The organism is Colwellia meonggei (assembly GCF_057537295.1).
The window spans coordinates 334,328-353,301 of sequence record NZ_BAAJLZ010000003.1 but is presented as its reverse complement, the minus strand read 5'-3'; the positions used below and the strand labels follow the sequence as shown (position 1 = coordinate 353,301).

At 38.5% G+C, this 18,974-nt stretch carries 15 protein-coding genes; 3 read left to right on the top strand and 12 right to left on the bottom strand.

Annotated elements, in window-relative coordinates:
• Positions 1-123 precede the first annotated feature (123 nt).
• Positions 124-579: a GNAT family N-acetyltransferase gene (locus AC27E9_RS10045; protein WP_487129738.1), complete on the bottom strand. Its 456-nt coding sequence runs from the start codon at positions 577-579 to the stop codon at positions 124-126.
• Between the two features lie 224 nt (positions 580-803).
• On the opposite strand from AC27E9_RS10045, the gene AC27E9_RS10040 reads away from it, so the two are divergent.
• Complete coding sequence (locus AC27E9_RS10040) at positions 804-2,657, top strand: DUF885 domain-containing protein (protein WP_487130058.1); 1,854 nt, start codon at positions 804-806, stop codon at positions 2,655-2,657.
• A 94-nt stretch (positions 2,658-2,751) separates the two neighbouring features.
• Here the strand turns inward: AC27E9_RS10040 and AC27E9_RS10035 are convergent, their stop codons facing one another.
• On the bottom strand, positions 2,752-3,633 hold the full coding sequence (locus AC27E9_RS10035) for a DMT family transporter (RefSeq protein WP_487129736.1): 882 nt from the start codon (positions 3,631-3,633) through the stop codon (positions 2,752-2,754).
• A gap of 584 nt (positions 3,634-4,217) precedes the next feature.
• Between AC27E9_RS10035 and AC27E9_RS10030 the strand changes: the two genes are divergently transcribed.
• Both AC27E9_RS10030 and AC27E9_RS10025 read left to right on the top strand, forming a co-directional pair.
• Entirely contained in the window at positions 4,218-5,975 is a 1,758-nt protein-coding gene (locus AC27E9_RS10030) for an endonuclease (protein ID WP_487129734.1), read from the top strand.
• A gap of 190 nt (positions 5,976-6,165) precedes the next feature.
• Positions 6,166-6,618, top strand: coding sequence for a methyltransferase family protein (locus tag AC27E9_RS10025; RefSeq protein ID WP_487129732.1), 453 nt, complete (start codon positions 6,166-6,168; stop codon positions 6,616-6,618).
• Between the two features lie 84 nt (positions 6,619-6,702).
• Here AC27E9_RS10025 and AC27E9_RS10020 read toward each other — a convergent pair whose 3' ends face one another.
• The 10 genes from AC27E9_RS10020 to lpxD form a co-directional block, all read right to left on the bottom strand.
• Positions 6,703-7,272, bottom strand: coding sequence for a PhnA domain-containing protein (locus AC27E9_RS10020; RefSeq protein WP_487129730.1), 570 nt, complete (start codon positions 7,270-7,272; stop codon positions 6,703-6,705).
• A gap of 139 nt (positions 7,273-7,411) precedes the next feature.
• Positions 7,412-8,593, bottom strand: a complete 1,182-nt coding sequence (locus AC27E9_RS10015; protein ID WP_487129728.1) for a dicarboxylate/amino acid:cation symporter — start codon at positions 8,591-8,593, stop codon at positions 7,412-7,414.
• A gap of 80 nt (positions 8,594-8,673) precedes the next feature.
• Entirely contained in the window at positions 8,674-10,056 is a 1,383-nt protein-coding gene (gene tilS, locus AC27E9_RS10010) for a tRNA lysidine(34) synthetase TilS (protein WP_487129726.1), read from the bottom strand.
• A gap of 72 nt (positions 10,057-10,128) precedes the next feature.
• The gene (accA, locus tag AC27E9_RS10005; RefSeq protein ID WP_487129724.1) at positions 10,129-11,085 is read right to left on the bottom strand and encodes an acetyl-CoA carboxylase carboxyl transferase subunit alpha; all 957 of its coding nucleotides are present in this window, start codon (positions 11,083-11,085) and stop codon (positions 10,129-10,131) included.
• A gap of 52 nt (positions 11,086-11,137) precedes the next feature.
• Entirely contained in the window at positions 11,138-14,692 is a 3,555-nt protein-coding gene (gene dnaE, locus AC27E9_RS10000) for a DNA polymerase III subunit alpha (protein ID WP_487129722.1), read from the bottom strand.
• Positions 14,693-14,712: 20 nt separating this feature from the next.
• On the bottom strand, positions 14,713-15,351 hold the full coding sequence (gene rnhB, locus AC27E9_RS09995) for a ribonuclease HII (protein ID WP_487129720.1): 639 nt from the start codon (positions 15,349-15,351) through the stop codon (positions 14,713-14,715).
• A gap of 18 nt (positions 15,352-15,369) precedes the next feature.
• Positions 15,370-16,563: a lipid-A-disaccharide synthase gene (gene lpxB, locus AC27E9_RS09990; protein WP_487129718.1), complete on the bottom strand. Its 1,194-nt coding sequence runs from the start codon at positions 16,561-16,563 to the stop codon at positions 15,370-15,372.
• A 3-nt stretch (positions 16,564-16,566) separates the two neighbouring features.
• Positions 16,567-17,337 carry an acyl-ACP--UDP-N-acetylglucosamine O-acyltransferase gene (lpxA, locus tag AC27E9_RS09985; RefSeq protein WP_487130056.1) on the bottom strand — a complete coding sequence of 257 codons (771 nt, stop codon included), beginning with the start codon at positions 17,335-17,337 and terminating at the stop codon, positions 16,567-16,569.
• A 13-nt stretch (positions 17,338-17,350) separates the two neighbouring features.
• A complete protein-coding gene (gene fabZ, locus AC27E9_RS09980) occupies positions 17,351-17,803 on the bottom strand; it encodes a 3-hydroxyacyl-ACP dehydratase FabZ (protein WP_487129717.1) in 453 nt (150 codons plus the stop codon).
• Between the two features lie 37 nt (positions 17,804-17,840).
• A complete protein-coding gene (gene lpxD / locus AC27E9_RS09975) occupies positions 17,841-18,866 on the bottom strand; it encodes a UDP-3-O-(3-hydroxymyristoyl)glucosamine N-acyltransferase (protein WP_487129715.1) in 1,026 nt (341 codons plus the stop codon).
• Between the last annotated feature and the right edge of the window lie 108 nt (positions 18,867-18,974).

Genomic DNA, 18,974 nt, shown 5'->3' with positions numbered 1-18,974 from the left:
GATGCTTATTTGAATAAATTTTTAGCTAGGTTACGACTACCTAATCCAGCATCATGACTAGAACGTCATTGATGCTGGATTTTTAATTTCATCAACAACAAAGTTGATAGTAAAAATTCAGTTTTATATAGGTCGTTGCCAACGCATTTGATATTCAAGTTCATTGACGCCACTTACGATGAAATCGTGACGTAAATATAATTGTTTTGCAGGATTATCAAGTAAGACATTTAACGTTATTGAAACTTGCTTTTCTATTGCCTTACGTTTAACCATAGTTAAAATTAAACTGCCAATCCCTAAACCATGAAAGTTAGGCAATATTTGAAATTGTCTAATATGAATACGATCGGAAAACAAGCCTAGCTTTAATAGGCCAATTGGTTCGTTATCGCGAAGAATCAAATGTGAATCGCTAAAAAATTCATCAATTCGTTGCAAATGTTGTTGGTCGTTTAAAACAATGCCAGCCTCTATTAAATGGTCATTCATCGACGCTTTGCGTAAAGATAACAGAAAGCCCCTATCGCTTTCATTAGCTTGCCTAAATGAAATTTTTGAATTTTTATCTTTTTCCATTACTAAAAAAATACTCGCATTTGAACCATAACCGAAAAGGTGTCGCTGTAAAAACTATACCCGATCATAAGCAATATATGACCTAGTGCTAAATAATAATCCATGTCGGAAAAACTTACGACTGGTGATTGTCGCAATAATTGGGCAACTGGGCGTTGATAGCTTGATAAAAATATAAAAAAAACGGCACAATGCATTATTGACCCATTTAGGAAACCGTTATGATCTTTAAGAAATCTATCCTCCTTGTTGCTATAACAGCGGCATTATCAATTAGTTGTGCTCAGCAAGAACAAGCCAATGTATCAACATCAGGTAAGGCAACTGCAACATTAGCTGAAAATGTCACAACGAACACAATGGCGGCATCAAAAGCTGCTAACGAGTTGTTTGACACTATTTTTATGGAAGGAGTTAATCGTAACCCTGTACGTCAAACCTATTTAGGTATTAAAACTGACTATGATAAATGGCAAAACCTATCAGAAGAAAATAGTGCCAAAGAACTTGCTTTCGCAAAAGAAGCATTAGAGAGAATTAAAGTTATCGATATCAATAAAGTCGATAAGCAAACAAAGTTAAGTTACCAGTTATTAGCGCAAAAGCTAGAGCAACAAATTGCTGATTATCAATGGCGCCACCATAACTACCCAGTTAACCAAATGTTTGGTGTACATTCACAAATTCCGTCATTGTTAATCAACCAACACAGTATTAAGAATGAAAAACAAGCACAAGATTATATTTCTCGTGTAAAAAATGCCAAGTTATTATTAGAGCAGTTGGTTCAGCAACTTAAAATTAGAGAAGATAAAGGCATTATTGCGCCAAAATTTGTTTTTGAACATGTTATTCGAGATTCAAACAACTTACTTGTTGGTGCTCCATTTGATAATGGCGATGATAGTACTCTATATGCTGATTTTGTTAGTAAAATTGCCAAATTAGATATAACTGAAGAGCAGAAAAACAAACTAACTAAATCACTAATATCAGCGTTAACAAATGAGTTTAAATCAGGTTATCAACAATTAGTTAGTTACCTAACTGCGCTAGAAAAAAAGGCAGATAATACTGATGGTGCATGGAAATTCCCACGAGGTAACGAGTTTTACAATAACGCCTTAAGCCGCACTACAACTACGGATTTAACTGCCGATGAGATTCACCAAATCGGTTTAAATGAAGTAAAACGTATTCATAATGAAATGCGCTCTATCATGAAAAAAGTAGGCTTTAAGGGCACTTTAAATGAATTCTTTAACTTTATGCGTCACGACAAGCAGTTCTATTATGCTGGTGATGAAGCTGGTCGCCAACGTTATTTAAACGAGGCAACAGCGCTAATCAATACCATGAAAGGTGAATTAGATCAGCTATTTATCACTAAACCTAAAGCGGATTTAAAAGTAAAAAAAGTCGAAGCGTTTAGAGAAAAATCAGCAGGTAAAGCTTTTTATCAACAACCCGCACCAGACGGCTCACGTCCAGGTATTTATTACGCCAACCTGTACGATATGGAAGCTATGCCAACATATCAAATGGAAGCATTAGCCTACCACGAAGGTATTCCTGGCCATCATATGCAAATTGCCTTAAAGCAAGAATTAGAAGGTATTCCTAAGTTTAGAAAATTTGGTGGTTACACGGCATATAGTGAAGGTTGGGGTTTATATTCTGAAATGATCCCAAAAGAAATTGGTTTTTATCAAGACCCATATGCAGACTTTGGTCGCCTAGCCATGGAACTGTGGCGCGCTTGTCGTTTAGTTGTCGATACTGGTATTCATAATAAAAAATGGAACCGAGCGCAAGGTATTGAATACTACGTAAGCAATACACCGAACGCAAAATCTGACGCTGTAAAAATGGTAGAGCGTCACGTTGTTATGCCTTCACAAGCTACGGCTTATAAAATTGGTATGTTGAAAATTGTTGAACTACGTGAAATGGCAAAACAGAAAATGGGCGATAAATTTGATATTCGTCAATTTCATGATGTGGTACTAACCAATGGCGCAGTACCGCTTAATGTTCTTGAAACTATGGTTAACGAATATATAGAAAAGAATAGCTAAAGTCGTAACAAATTTACGCAATGAATCAACGCCAACAAAATATTTTGTTGGCGTTTTTTTATATTAGTCTAAACAAAAACTAAACTCAGACTGGTTAGCTATTTTTCAGCTTAACCTTTGGGCCCCATTGATATAGTGCCAATCCACACATCACCAATAATGCACCAAACACTAAATTCATGCTAACAACCTCGTTATTTAAAACAGCACCTAAGTAAAGTGCAAATATCGGCGTCATCATGGTAATCAAAGCCACGGTACTGGCTCTTAGCTTTTGTAAAATAAAAAAGTAAGCTAAAAAACCAACTAACGAGCCAAAAATACCTAAATATAGAATTGCCCAAATTGAGCGAGCCTGCCAAGTTTGGTACGGTATAGTGCCATCAAGCAGCAACCATGCTACTGCAAATAATGGCACGCTGAACAACAAGGCTCCTACTGTGGTTGCTAGTGGGTGTATTTCAATAACAACACTTTTCACTAAAACACCGCTTAAGCTAAAGAAAAACACGCCTAGCAAGATAAAAACAATACCGACAAAACTCTGCTGACTCAAAGATATGCTGTCAAAGCAGACGACAAATAAACCAAGTAAAGCGACCGTTAACGCCAATTTTTTTGTCCGGCTAAATTTAGATTCAGACAAAAGCTTTTGCCCTAACAAGCCTGACAATATTGGCGATAAGCCAAATACCAGTGACATTAAACCCGATGATAAGTACTGAGCAGCAAAGTAAGAAAAAGTCATACCGCCAAAAATACCAATGCATGAATACGCATATACCTTTCTAGCTTGAAATGACCAAGGTAAGTGAATATTTGCCAGTTTTATCAGTAGTAAGCCAGGAATAATCGCAATCAACATACGCAAAAAAACAGCTAAAGTTGGGCTAACACTTTCACTACTCCAGACAATCCCTAGCGGTGTTGTTGACCAAATAATAACGACGGCTAAATACGCCACTGAAACGGGCATTACCTCTCTCCTTTTTAATGATTAAAGTGCAATTTTTATTAAACCTGCACGTTTTTATGCTTGAAAATTACCGAGAAAAGAGACTGAGCTTTGAAATGAAAAATTAAAACCGCAGTCTGATAATCTGCGGTTTGAAGTAGAATATAAACGTTACTTATTACCCGACAGAATTACAACTAGCAGCCAGCGATTGACATTAATAGCCTGCTGATTTGTTAGTTTATTCATCATATTTCGGATTTGGATAAGCATTAATTGATTCTATTACAAGTGTTTATAAAATTCATTTTCACAATGCCGAGAATCAAAACGAATGTCAATCTCTATATCGATTTAAAACCATACACCTGGAAATATTTAAATCATTTAATTTTGCGCTAAGTATCAGGTTCTTTACCAACCACCACACCTAATTAACATATTATTAACTTATTTTAATGAAAGTGTAACAAAACTTTGCTAAGATTTTGTTGACCAATTAGACAGAAACCGCTCAGGGAATAGGCAGGATGAAAATTCATGCCTATTTTTTTGTCTGCTATTTGGGTAATTGAATAAAAAATAATAAAAAGAGAGAAATAGAAATGAAATCTGCAATATTAACGCGGACATACCGATACACAATTGGTTTGTCTGTCTACCTTACAACTATGGCCAACATAGCCTATGCTGCTGAACCTCAAAACTATTACGATACAGTTGATACAGCCAATGCAACTGTACTTAAGCAAAGTTTACATGAAATTATAGATGATCATCAACGTTTCCCATATACCTCTTCAGCAACCGATACATGGGATATTTTGGAAGCCGCTGATCAAGACCCAAACAATAGCAACAACGTTATTAGCATATATAAAAACATATCATATGCAAAAGTTGGCGGTGGTAATAACAACTATAATCGAGAACATAGTTGGCCAAAATCTTATGGCTTTCCAAAGGATGGTACGAGTAATTATCCTTATACTGACGCGCATCATTTATTTATTGCCGACAGCAGCTACAACTCGAGTCGAAGTAATAAGCCTTATGCAAATTGTACCAGTGACTGTGCAGAGAAAACCACTGACTTCACTAATAGCCGCGGGGGTGGTGCAGGTGAACATAACCTGACCAAAGGTTCAGGTCATACAGGAACTTGGCAAACTTGGATTGGCCGTAAAGGTGATGTAGCCCGTGCTTTAATGTATTTAGCCGTTAGATATGAGGGCGGCGTACATGGCGTCACTGGCGTAAATGAACCAGACTTAATTTTAACAGATGATCGCAATTTAATTGCCGGCTCAAAAACAGGTGCAAATGTTAGTGTTGCTTATATGGGGCTAAAATCGGTACTCATTCAATGGCATAAAGATGATCCTGTCGACGATTTTGAAAGAAGACATAACGATGCAGTATATGCGCAGCAAGGTAATCGAAATCCGTTCGTAGACCGCCCTGAGTATGCTGTTTGTATTTTTGAAGATGTTTGTAATAGCACAGGAGTTACGCCACCAACAGGCAGTAACAATTATATATGGATAAATGAAATTCACTACGACAACAACAGCAGCGATGTAAATGAAGCTGTTGAACTAGCAGGAACAGCAGGTATTAATCTTAATGGTTGGCAACTGATCGCTTATAACGGAACTAATGGTGCAGCTTATAAAACGATAAGTCTTCAAGGCACTATTCCCAATCAATCAAACGGCTTTGGTACGTTAAATTTTGCATTTTCTGGCTTACAAAATGGCAGTGCTGATGGCATTGCATTAATTGATGATAGTAATCAAGTGCGTCAATTTTTAAGCTATGAGGGACAACTTATTGCTACCGACGGTCCAGCAAATGGCGTAACTTCGACTAATATCGGCGTTTCAGAAACATCCAATACGCAAGCGGGTTTCTCATTACAATTATCCGGTACAGGCAAGCAATACAGTGACTTCAATTGGCAATCTCCAGCAGCAAACACAGCAGGAAGTAAAAATAATAACCAAATATTTAGTGCTGGTGAAGAGAAAAGCATATTTGAAAATAACACCATTACTGCCATCCCCGATAATGGCAATGTTGTAAGTAATATTGATGTTCAACGATCAGGTAATGCAGGCTCGATTAAAGTTTCGGTCAATATAACTCATACATATCGTGGTGATATCAGTTTAAATTTAATTGCCCCTGATGGCAGCTCGTATACTTTGAAAACGTTATCGGGAAGTGACAGTGCTGATAATGTTATTGAAACCTATACTGTAAATGCTTCAGGGCTTGCACAAGGTCAATGGAAACTATCAATTGCGGACAATTATCAACAAGATATTGGCAACCTAACCCAGTGGAAAATTACTTTCTAATAAACCAAAGCTAAGTAAACCATAGCTGACACAAAATCATTTAACACGCAATAAAGGCTAGCTTTCACTATTAACCGCTAGCCTTTTTACATTATCGAAAAACATAACCTTCAATCACAGCAATCAAGCATTTAATTGTTATCAATAGCCTGATAAATTAGCAAGCCTACTTTCTACGTGAGGACATATAATGGAGTTAAAGATTATCCCTGTTGTGCAAGTAATCATTGCTATGATTTTAATGACCATGATTCAGACAACAATGCCAAGTTTTGCATATACCATGTTATTTAGCACTCACCTTGCCAGCAGTTTAACTTTAATTGGTGTTACTATTGGTATTCTTGCCATCTATTGCTTTCGCAAACATCAAACAACGGTTAACCCAACTAAGCCAGAGTCATCTTCTAAAGTCGTTAATAGTGGCATTTACCATTATTCACGTAATCCAATGTACTTGGCGATGTTGCTTGCATTAACTGCCTATGGTTTTTACCTTGAGAATTTGCTGACTTTTTTAGTTTGTGTTGTATTTATTTGGTATATAAGCAAATATCAAATCACCCCTGAAGAGCGCATACTTAATGAAATGTTTGGTCAAGAATATCAAAGCTACTGTAAACAAGTGCGCCGTTGGATTTAATGATATTCGAAAAGGAAATAGCGAAAAAGCACTGACTATTGTTTTACCATCAACAGTGCTTTTACAAAAGTAGACTAATAAGGGTTATGCTTTCTTTAAATAGGCTGCAACTAATACAATACGAGTGCCATTTACTTTACCTTCAATATGCTCAGGATTATCCGTTAAGCTAATACCGCGTACCATAGTGCCCTGCTTGGCTGTAAAGTTAGCACCTTTAACTTTCAAGTCTTTAATTAATGTTACATTATCACCGTCTTGCAATTCCGCGCCATTACTATCTCGTGTTGGCCCTTCTCGCTCAGCTGCGGCAATTCCTTGCTCAGCCCAGGTTTTAACATCGTCTTCTAAATAAATCATATCTAAGGCATCTTGCGCCCAGCTTTCTGCAGAAAGCTTATGCAACATACGATAAGCCATTACTTGTACTGCTGGCTCTTGATTCCACATGGCATCATTTAGGCAACGAAGATGATTGATATCTAGTTCAATACTGCCCTCAACTTGCCCTAAACAGTTATCACAAAGATAAATACTTTGCTGCGCACTTAAGTCACTTGTTGGTGGTACCGGATAAACACTTAAGCTATCGGTCGACGCACAAAATTCACAGCTAGAATTGCTGCGCTGCTTTAATGCTTGTTCTGTAACCATAATAAAATACCCACAAAAAATTTGTCGCTATTATGCCTAGGTTGATGCTGCGATGATAGACAAATTCGCAATTAACAATATCTGAGATCAAAAAAGGTGGCATTGCCACCTTTTTATCTAATAGAAACCTTAAGGTAACTTACTCTTTTGCCTGCTCATTAGTCGCTAAGGCTGAGTCTTCACCGGCAAACTTATCCACCCAAATTGCAATTGCACCATCACCTGTTACGTTACAAGCGGTACCAAAACTATCTTGCGCTAAATATAAAGCAATCATTAGTGCTAAAGCTGCGTCAGTAAAGCCAAGCATACTAGCTAATAAACCAAGAGCCGACATTACCGCACCACCCGGAGCACCAGGTGCAGCAATCATAGTAACGCCTAACATTAAAATAAAGCCCATCATGCCACCTAAACCTGGTAAAGCTAATTCAGGTGTCAATAACATTACGGCGGTTGCACAAGTTACTATGGTAATAGTCGAGCCACTTAAATGAATTGACGCACAAAGCGGTACGGTAAAGTTAGCTACACCATCACTAACATCATTAGCTTTAGTCGCACGTAAAGATACAGGAATAGTTGCAGCACTCGACATAGTTCCTAACGCAGTAAAGTAAGCAGGTAACATGTTTTTAAGTAACACTGCTGGCGACTTTTTCATTGCGACTGCTGTCGCAACGTACAAAATGGTGATCCATAGCCAATGCATCGCCAATGCCAGCACTAATACTAAACCAAATGTTTGTAGCGTTGAGAAAACGGTACCATCCACTGTCATTTCGGCAAATACACCCGCAATATAAAATGGTAATGCAGGAATAATGACCTTACTAAGTAGCATTTCAATAACATCGCGAGCTTCATTTAACGTGGTACGTAAACCAGTCGCATTTATAGCACTGATGCCTATGCCGAAAATAAATGCGAGTGCTAGTGCAGTCATCACATCAAACAGTGGCGGAATACTAATGTTTAGGAAACCTTTAAGTTTTTCACCTTCTGTTGCAGCTTCTAATGCATTTCCAGAAATTAACCCTGGTAATACTGTACTTGCAACAACAAAAGCAATAATACCAGCGACAATTGTTGATCCATAAGCTAAACCAACGGTTTTACCAAGCAATGCTCCGGAGCCCTGTGGCAATGACGCAATACCACTGGCAATATAAAATAAAATAATCAGTGGGATAGTAAACTTAATTAGCTGCCCTACCAACATTTGAATAGTAAACGTTAATTGTACGATAAAGTCAGGGGCGTAAAGGCCAATAATGATGCCTGATACTATGCCAGCAATAAGCTTTAGCACTAAATTCATATGAACTCCGATTGTTATAATAATATTGAGATTATTGTTCTTTTATTTTCAAACCTTGTTGAAATGCCATTCTAACCTGATTATTTATTATCAAGCCAGATAAGCTGTAATTTACTACTATCTTGCTGTGGCAGATGACTTTTACAAACAAACAAACCAAGCGCTGCTACTAATGTTTCATCATAATAAAGAAAGGGGATACGCTGTCGTTGCCACGTTGGTATCTTAGCTTCTTGTAATATCTTTTTAAGCGCTCGTGATTTATTGCGATAATCAGGCAAGCATGTCGGATTATTATGACTAAATCGAATACTTACCTGTTGCCCCTCTTTAGGCGCTTGAATTCTAATATTTGTCATCAAAGCTTCGTCAGTAACCTGCGGGGTTACTAGCTCAGTGTTATTCGCTAATAACGTGATATGAAGCTGCCCTAAATTATCCGGCAATGTAATGTTATCAGTAGCTTTCGTCAACTGAACCTGATGTTGCCACTGTTTTATCTCAACAAAATTATCTGTTAAATGTAACTGCTGTTGATAGCGACGAAAACTATAATCATTAATTTTTATTGCTGGGTTTTTATCGTTACTTGCCCGCATTTGTTGTTCAATTTGTTGCAACTGCGCACTACTGGGCATTACCTTATCATGCTTAGCTAAAAAATAACGTATCACATTGTTAAATCGTAATGTACTTAAGTTAAGTAGCTCTGCAATTGATAGCACCTTATTTGTGATGCTAACTTTGATTAGGTCTTCTTCGGCTAATTCATCTAACAACGATTGGGCATCTTGGCAGTGGCCAACACTACGACTTAAGGTATCATTAAAACTTGGCCATCGTGCAGAAAGCTTAGGCATAACAGTATGACGAAGAAAGTTTCGGTCAAATACTTGATCGTAATTAGACTCATCTTCAATCCAGGTCAGGTTTTGCTGCTGTGCATAGTGAACAATTTCAGCGCGCGAAACAGCTAACAGCGGTCGCACTAATGTATGTTGAGCCAATTGAATTTGCTCAGACATTGCCGAAAGCCCTTTTAAACCAGCACCACGTTTTAATGACAGAAAAAAAGTTTCTGCCTGATCATCTAAATGATGGCCAGTAACAATCAACGCAGGCTCTTTGCTTGACTCAACTAAACACTGATACCGAGCATCACGCGCCATCGCTTCTAAACTTTGTTGAGGTTGTTTTTTAAGTGATAACTGGTGAGTTATAAGGAGAAATGAAAATTGCTGACATTGCTTCGCTGCAAATTCTTGCCATGATGAGGCATGTTTACTTAAACCGTGATTAACGTGGCAAACGGCTATCGTATTCGTTAACTTCTTTTGTTGCTTTAACTGATATAGTGCCGCTAACAAAACTTGCGAATCTACCCCGCCGCTATATGCAACCACAATTGGTTTATTGGCTGTTTTGCTAAAAAACGCTAGTAGCGTTGCTTCGATAATATTCACAAATGAGATCAGAGCGTTAACTTGTAGGTAAAAGAAAAAAGCGACCATATATTTGGTCGCTTTTTATCTCGCTTAGCAGTAACCGAACGACATTAATTTGTCGTAACGTTTTTCAATGAGCTCATCTTTAGATAACTCATCAAGTTTAGCTAAATCAGTTTTTAATGCTTGCTTTAAAAGTGCAGCCATTTGATCCATATCGCGATGCGCGCCACCTAATGGCTCATCAACAATATTATCAATTAACTCTAATTCTTTGATACGTTTAGCGGTAATACCCATTGCTTCTGCAGCTGTAGGTGCTTTTTCAGCAGTTTTCCAGAGAATTGACGCGCAACCTTCAGGAGATATAACTGAATAAGTTGAGTATTCCAGCATATTAACTTTATCACCAACACCAATCGCTAATGCACCGCCTGAACCACCTTCACCAATAACCGTGCATATAATTGGTACAGTTAAACGAGCCATTTCTTTTAAGTTAGTGGCAATGGCTTCACTTTGGCCACGTTCTTCTGCACCAATTCCAGGGTATGCACCTGGCGTATCAATAAAGGTAATTATTGGCATTTTAAATCTTTCTGCCATTTTCATTAGGCGTAACGCCTTACGGTAGCCTTCAGGGCGTGGCATACCAAAATTACGTTTCACTTTCTCAGTAGTTGAACGTCCTTTTTGATGACCAATAACCATTACTGGGCGACCATCTAAACGTGCTGTACCACCAACAATAGCACTATCATCAGCATATGCACGATCACCTGCTAATTCATCAAATTCAGTAAAAATACGTGGCAAGTAATCTAAAGTGTAAGGGCGTTGTGGGTGACGCGCTACACGTGCTGTTTGCCATGGGTCTAAACCTGAGAATATTTTCTTTGTTAGTTCAGTGTTTTTTTCACGTAGTTGGGTGATTTGTTCTTCTAAGTCAAGATCGAGTTCTTGACCATTATTGACCAACTGTAATTCTTCAATTTTTGCTTCAAGTTCTGCAATTGGCAGCTCAAAATCTAAAAAATTTAATGACATATGATTATTCTTACCTATGTTGTATCTGAGTACCGCTCTTTTTGAGCACTACTTATTTAAACTTTAACTCGACTTGCTCATCACCCAGCAGGGTTTTCAAGTCGTATAATAGCATGTCGCTTGGCGATACCCGCCATTGTACTCCCAATTCTAACATACCTTGTGCCTCATCTCTTTGATAAAACACGCGAACTGGGCAAATACCTTCTTTGTACGGGGTTAATACTCCCGAAAACTGTTCAATAAAATTACTTGATAGTTTATTTTTGTCAATCTGCAAATCTAACGAGGCGACATAATTTTCTCGTGCGTCTGCAATTGTCATAATATCCCGGGCGGTCATTGTAATACCACCGGAGTAATCATCAAAGCTGACCTGTCCACTACAGACTAAAATTGCATCAGAAACAAGTAATTCTGCAAACCTATCGTAGTCATCTGGAAATAAACGAATATCCATACGGGCACTTTTATCATCAAGAGTAACTAGTGCCCAACGGCGGCCACGCTTATTCACCAACACCCGAACACCGAGTACTAAACCAACCGCTACCGTAGTTTTATCTTTATTTGTTGGCTGTAAACTCACCAACCTACCAGTGGCATAACGTTTGATTTCACTTAAATAGCGGTTTATCGGATGCCCTGTTAGATATAAACCTAAGGTTTCTTTTTCACCATCTAGCCATTGTTCTTCTGGCCATTTAGCCACGTCTTTAAAGGCTTGACGGTTATCTTCTGGCTCTTCATTAATTAAACCAAATAAGTCATCTTGGCCTAATGCCTCTGCTTTAGCATGTTGCTCAGCCGCTTTGATAGCTTCAGGTAAAGATTCAAACAAGGCCGCGCGGTGTGGACCTGAGTCATCTCTCGGGCCAAGTGCATCCATTGCCCCTGACTTCACGAGTTTCTCTAAAACACGCTTATTAGTTTTCTTTAAATCAACCCGTGCACAAAAATCAAATAAGTCGGCAAATTCACCATCACTTTCACGGGCAGCAATAATAGCTTCAATAGGCCCTTCACCGACACCTTTAACTGCACCAATACCATATATAATTTGATTATCGTCATTAACGGTAAATTTATATTGGCCACTGTTAACATCAGGTGGTAATAAGTCTATGCCCATGTTTTCGCACTCATCAACTAAAGTAACAATCTTTTCAGTATTGTCCATATCAGCAGACATAACCGCCGCCATAAATGGCGCTGGAAAGTGAGTTTTCATCCACAAGGTTTGATAAGAGACTAATGCATAGGCTGCAGAATGGGACTTGTTAAATCCGTAACCGGCAAATTTCTCTACCAAGTCAAAAATTTTCATCGCCAATTCGCCGTCAACGCCACGTTTTACAGCACCGGCTTCAAAGCCAGCTCGCTGTTTGGCCATTTCCTCAGGTTTCTTCTTACCCATAGCACGACGCAACATATCCGCACCACCAAGCGAATAGCCAGCAAGTACCTGAGCGATTTGCATAACTTGCTCTTGATATAAAATAATGCCGTAGGTCGGTTCAAGAATAGGTTTTAAATCAATATGCTGCCATGTTTCATCTGGATAACTAATAGCTTCACGGCCATGCTTACGCTCAATAAAATTATCTACCATGCCTGATTGCAATGGTCCTGGTCTAAATAAGGCAACCAATGCGATAATATCTTCAAAGCAATCCGGTTTAAGTTTTGCTATTAACGACTTCATACCGCTGGACTCAAGCTGGAAAACAGCCGTCGTTTCTGACTTGAGTAATACTTTAAAACTGGCTTTGTCTTCTAAGTCAATTGCGGCAATATCTATTCGCTCTTTGCCTTCTTTAATCAACTTTTCGTCGGCCATTTCTATAGCCCACTGCAAGATAGTTAAAGTACGTAAACCAAGAAAATCAAACTTGACGAGACCGGCATCTTCAACATCGTTCTTATCAAATTGCGTAACTGGATTATTGCCTTCTTCATCACAATAGAGCGGTGCAAAATCAGTAATGGTTGTTGGTGAAATAACCACACCACCCGCATGTTTACCAGCATTACGAGTTGTACCTTCTAATATACGGCACATATCGATGAGATCTTTTACTTCACTGTCTTGTGCGTAAACCTCAGGCAACTTTGGCTCTTCTTCAAAGGCTTTAGCTAGCGTCATTCCTGGCGTTGGCGGAATTAATTTTGAAATACGGTCAACAAAACCATAAGGGTGACCTAATACGCGACCAACATCTCGAATAACAGCTTTCGCTGCCATAGTACCAAAGGTAATGATTTGTGATACTGCGTCGCGGCCATACAATTCAGCTGTATGGTCAATAACTTCGTCTCGTCGATCCATGCAGAAATCAACATCGAAATCAGGCATTGAGACACGCTCTGGGTTTAAGAAGCGCTCAAAAAGTAAATCATATTCTAGCGGATCTAAATCGGTAATTTTCTGGGCATACGCCACTAATGAACCAGCGCCTGAACCACGACCTGGGCCTACTGGAATATTGTTATCTTTACTCCACTGGATAAATTCCATTACGATAAGGAAATAGCCAGGGAACCCCATGTTATTAATAACTTCCAGCTCAATAGCTAAACGTTCGTCATAAGGTTTACGTTTTTCAGCAAAGTCAGGGGCATCTTTATCAAATAAAAACTCTAAGCGTTCTTGCAATCCCTCTTCAGAAACTTTTACCAGATAGTCTTCTATTGTTAAGCCTTCTGTAGGGAAGTCAGGTAAAACATACTCTCCCAAAGTAACCGTAACATTACAGCGTTTAGCAATTTCAACAGAATTTTCTAATGCCTCAGGGATATCAGCAAAGAGTTCCAACATTTCATCTTCGCTACGCAGGTACTGCTCTTTACTATATTTTTTAGGACGACGTTTATCATCCAAAGTAAAACCATCATGAATGGCAACTCGAATTTCGTGAGCATCAAAGTCTACTGGGCTTAAGAACATGACCTCGTTAGTGGCAACGACCGGTAAGTTATAGCGAGCAGCGGCGTTAACAGCAAGGTGCAAGTAATTTTCTTCGTCGTTGCGCCCTGTTCGGATCAACTCTAAATAATAGCAATTAGGAAAATACTGTTGATAGAAGCCAAGCATTTGCTCAACAAATTCAGCATTCCCCTTTAATAGGGCCTTGCCGACATCACCTTCGCGACCGCCTGAAAGTAAAATAAGACCTTGGGCGTATTCAACTAGCCATGCTTTATCTATTACCGCTCGACCTTGAATATGACCGCGCAAATACGCTTTTGAAATCAACTCGGTAAGATTTTTATAGCCAACATTATCAGTTGCTAGAATAACTAAGCGAAATAGTTCATCTTCTAACTCATCACTTTTAACCCAAAAATCGCAACCTATTATCGGCTTAATTCCAGCGCCGTGTGTTGCATGATAATATTTTACAAGGCCGCATAAATTGGTTTGATCGGTAAGCGCCAAAGCAGGCATATTTAAGTCAGCGGCTTTTGCAACTATCGGCTTAACTTTATTCAGGCCGTCACACATTGAGAAATCACTATGAATCCTCAAGTGGATAAATTTTGGGGCGCCTGTAGAACTCTCATCTTTAGATTCAAGCTCTACATTTGCTGGTAAAGTATCAGACATTAATCGCTCTAATTGTTTTTCTAATTGACGGCTGAATTAGCAATGACATTCGCTACTGGTTTAAAACTACGACGGTAATTATCAAGTACACCGTGCTCTATTATTTTCTCTAAATGAGCTTTGGTTGGGTAACCTTTATGTTTAGCAAAACCATACTCGGGATATAACTTATCTAAGGCAATCATTTCATCATCACGGGCGACTTTTGCCAAAATTGACGCAGCACTAATTTCTGCCACTCTGGCATCACCTTTGACAACACTTTGACAAGCAATATTACCAGCATCACTGACGAAGGTTGGGCAACGGTTGCCGTCAACTAGCACATAATCAGGCTCAACAGTTAATCCTAATACAGCACGTTGCATAGCTAACATAGTGGCGTGGAGAATATTTAAGGTGTCTATTTCTTCTGGGCTAGCTCTACCAATTGACCAAGCAATTGCATGTTGCTTAATTTCACTAGAGAGCGCTTGTCTTTTTTTATCAGACAGCTTCTTCGAGTCCATCAACCCCTCGATAGGATTTTCAGGATCTAAAATAACAGCTGCAGTAACAACATCACCAACTAAAGGCCCGCGTCCTACTTCATCGACACCAGCGATACAATAGGCAACCGGATATTCAAAAGGCTCGAATGTTTTCTTAGCAACTGACATAGTTTTTCATTACCAATATCATAATAAATCGATTACAGCATTTGCCGCTTGCTTACTGGCATCTTGTTTAAGTATTTGATGGATATTGGTAAAAGCCTCGTTTAATTCAGACTGTTCCTGATACAAACGCTCCTCCACCAATGGCAATATGTTATCAACAGTAACATTTGCTTGTAACAACTCAGGTACAAGTGATTTATTGGCAAGTAAATTTGGTAACGAAAACCACTTTAATTTAACAAAGCCTTTAAACATATGATAAGTCAATGGATTAAATTTATAACAAATTACCATTGGGCGTTTAATTAATGCGGCCTCAAGCGTAACAGTGCCTGATGCAGTTAATAAACAATCACTGGCAGCCATAACTTGCTGTGTTTTGCCAATAATAATTTTTAATGGTAATTCAGGGGCAATTTTTTTGTGTAACTCTGTAAATTGTTCAGCCCTTTTTTCACTGATCATAGGTACTACAAAAACTAAATTACCATCTTTCGCTAATAACTGTTTGGCTGCTAATAAGAAAGGTTCAACAAGACGAGATAATTCACCACCTCGGCTACCCGGCATAAGTGCTAGAACTTTGGCACATTCAGCTAGGTTTAGCTCATTTCGAGCCAATGTTTTATCTGAAACCATTGGGATATCGTCAGCTAATGAGTGACCAACAAATGTACACGGAATTTGATGTTTATCATAAAAGGCTTTTTCAAATGGTAGCAACGACAATACCATGTTAGTTGCCTTGGCTATTTTAAAAACCCGCTTTTCACGCCAAGCCCAAACGGAGGGGCTTACATAGTGCACAGTTTTAATTGCCTGAACTTTTAATCGCTGTTCAAGAGTTATATTAAAATCAGGGGCATCTATACCTATAAAAACATTAGGTTTATTATCGGTAAAATATTGTGTTAATGATTTTCGAATATACAGTAAACGGCGCAGTCGTCCTAATACCTCAAACACTCCCATAACCGATAGTTCATCCATTTCGAATAAGCTATCAAAGCCGAGTGCTTGCATTTTAGGACCGCCAATCCCCACGAACTTTGCCTTAGGGTAACTAAGCAGTAATTGCTGTATTAAACCAGCACCTAAAGTGTCACCAGAGTGTTCTCCAACAACAATACCAAAAACAGGATTATCCACGACTTTATTTACTGTCAAACTTTCATCATCTATAACAAAATTGGAAGTTAATTCTTGAGTCATAGTTTAACGAATAATACCGCGGCTAGAATTTTTAACAAAGTCAGTGAATAAGTCTAACTCAGGCATATTGTGTTCTGCTTGAGAGATTTTGTTCATAGCTTCATCAACGGTCAAACCCTGACGGTAAACAGACTTATATGCTCTTTTTATGTTTAAAATAACGTCTTTGTCAAAACCACGACGCTTTAAACCTTCACTGTTAAGACCAAAAGGCTTTGCTGGCTGACCAGAAGCCATTACATAAGGGGGTATATCCTTTAGTACTAATGAATTCGCTGCCACGAAACAATGATCACCTATATGACAAAACTGATGAACGCCCGACATACCGCCAAGTATTGCATGATTGCCAACATGAACATGACCAGCGATTGAAGCGCCGTTTGCCATAATACAGTTATCGCCTACCATGCAATCATGAGCAATATGGGTATAAGCCATAAATAAATTATTGCTACCAATTTGTGTCAGGCTATTATCTTGAATTGTGCCACGATGAACAGTGCAGTTTTCACGAAAAGTATTATTATCACCGATCACCAACTCTGTTGGCTCACCTGCATATTTAAGATCTTGGCAATCTTCACCAATAGATGCAAATTGGAATATTTTATTGCCTTTGCCTATTTTCGTTGGACCATTTATAACAACATGAGAGTTAATTTCACAGTCATCTCCAATTACAACATTTGCGGCAACAAAGGTCCATGGGCCAATTTTGACATTTTTACCTATAACGGCACCGTCTTCAATTATTGCTTGTGGGTGTATCAATGAGTTTGTCATATTATAGTGCTCGCCTTGCACACATTAAGTCAGCAGAGCATACCACTTTACCGTCAACCCGTGCTTCACCGTAAAATTTCCACATACCACGACGCTCTTTAACAAAATCAAGGTGTAAATGCATAGTATCGCCTGGGTGAACAGGTTTTTTAAACTTCGCATTATCAATCGAGGCAAATAAGAATAATTCCCCATCATTCTTATCTTCAACTGATTTAAAGCCCAAAATACCACTGGCTTGTGCCAATGCTTCTAGAATTAAAACGCCTGGGAAAATTGAATAACCTGGAAAGTGCCCCATAAATGCAGGTTCATTAACCGTAACATTTTTAATAGCATGTATAGATTTACCAGGGGTGTAATCAAGTACACGATCCACTAAAAGAAATGGGTAACGATGTGGAATTAATGACTTTATTTCTTCAACATCTATAATATTTTTTTGCGCTTCCAAGATTTATTCCTCAATTTTCATGACAATAAAGTAAAATTTAACCCTTATTGTTTGTAATCTCTTTCTCAACGTTAGCTACACGCTTCGTTAATGATTCAAGCTTTCTAATACGAGCGTTATTTTTATGCCACTCTTTATTTGGCTGACATGGCATACCAGACGAATATACACCAGGAGTATCTATAGATTTTGTTACCATAGTCATGCCAGTAAAAACGCAGCCATCACCTACTTTGATATGTCCATTAATACCAACAAGACCAGCAATAACACAATTTTTACCGATAGTAGTACTGCCTGCAATAACGCTACATGCTGCAATAGCCGTATTTTCGCCGATTTCGACGTTATGGGCAATCTGTATTTGATTGTCTAAAATAACACCGTCTTTAATTATGGTATTTTCTAGTGCTCCTCGATCAATGGTTGTGCTAGCACCAATTTCAACATTATTACCAATAATTACCGTTCCTAGCTGAGGGATTTTGATCCATTTACCTTTATCATTGGCATAACCAAAACCATCGGCACCAACGACAGTGTTTGCATGCACAGCACTACCAGAGCCGATTTCAACTTTATGATAAATACTTACGTTTGACCAAATTACCGAGTTTTCACCAATTTTTGCCGCGATACCAATAAAGCAGCCGGCACCAATACTTACGTTGTCAGCAATAACCACATGATCTTCTATCACTACATTTGCAGCTATCGTAACATTTTTGCCTAATACGGCACTTTCAGCAATGACCGCCGATGAGTGAATTAATGTAGCAGGTTTTGGCGTAGTATCTAATAACTGTGCAACAAGTGCATAACCCATATACGGGTTATCCATCACTATGGCATTCGTATGGCAGCTATCAAGTTCTTTTTCTGAAATAATAACCGCACTTGCCTGCGTTGTTTCTAACTGGGAGCCATATTTGCTATTGGCTAAGAAAGCTATTTGTCCTGGTTTGGCAGTATTTAGAGTTGCAATGCTATCAATTTTACATTGGTCATCGCCGTGTACAACTCCACCTACTTTAATTGCAATATCCGAAAGGTTATAGCTCATATAAATTTACTTCTTTTTTGGCATACTTTACAGCATAGATTGAAAGGTTAGCGTTTACCATCTGATGGGTAAACGCAATATTCCGAATCAGAATGATTCGGAATATTG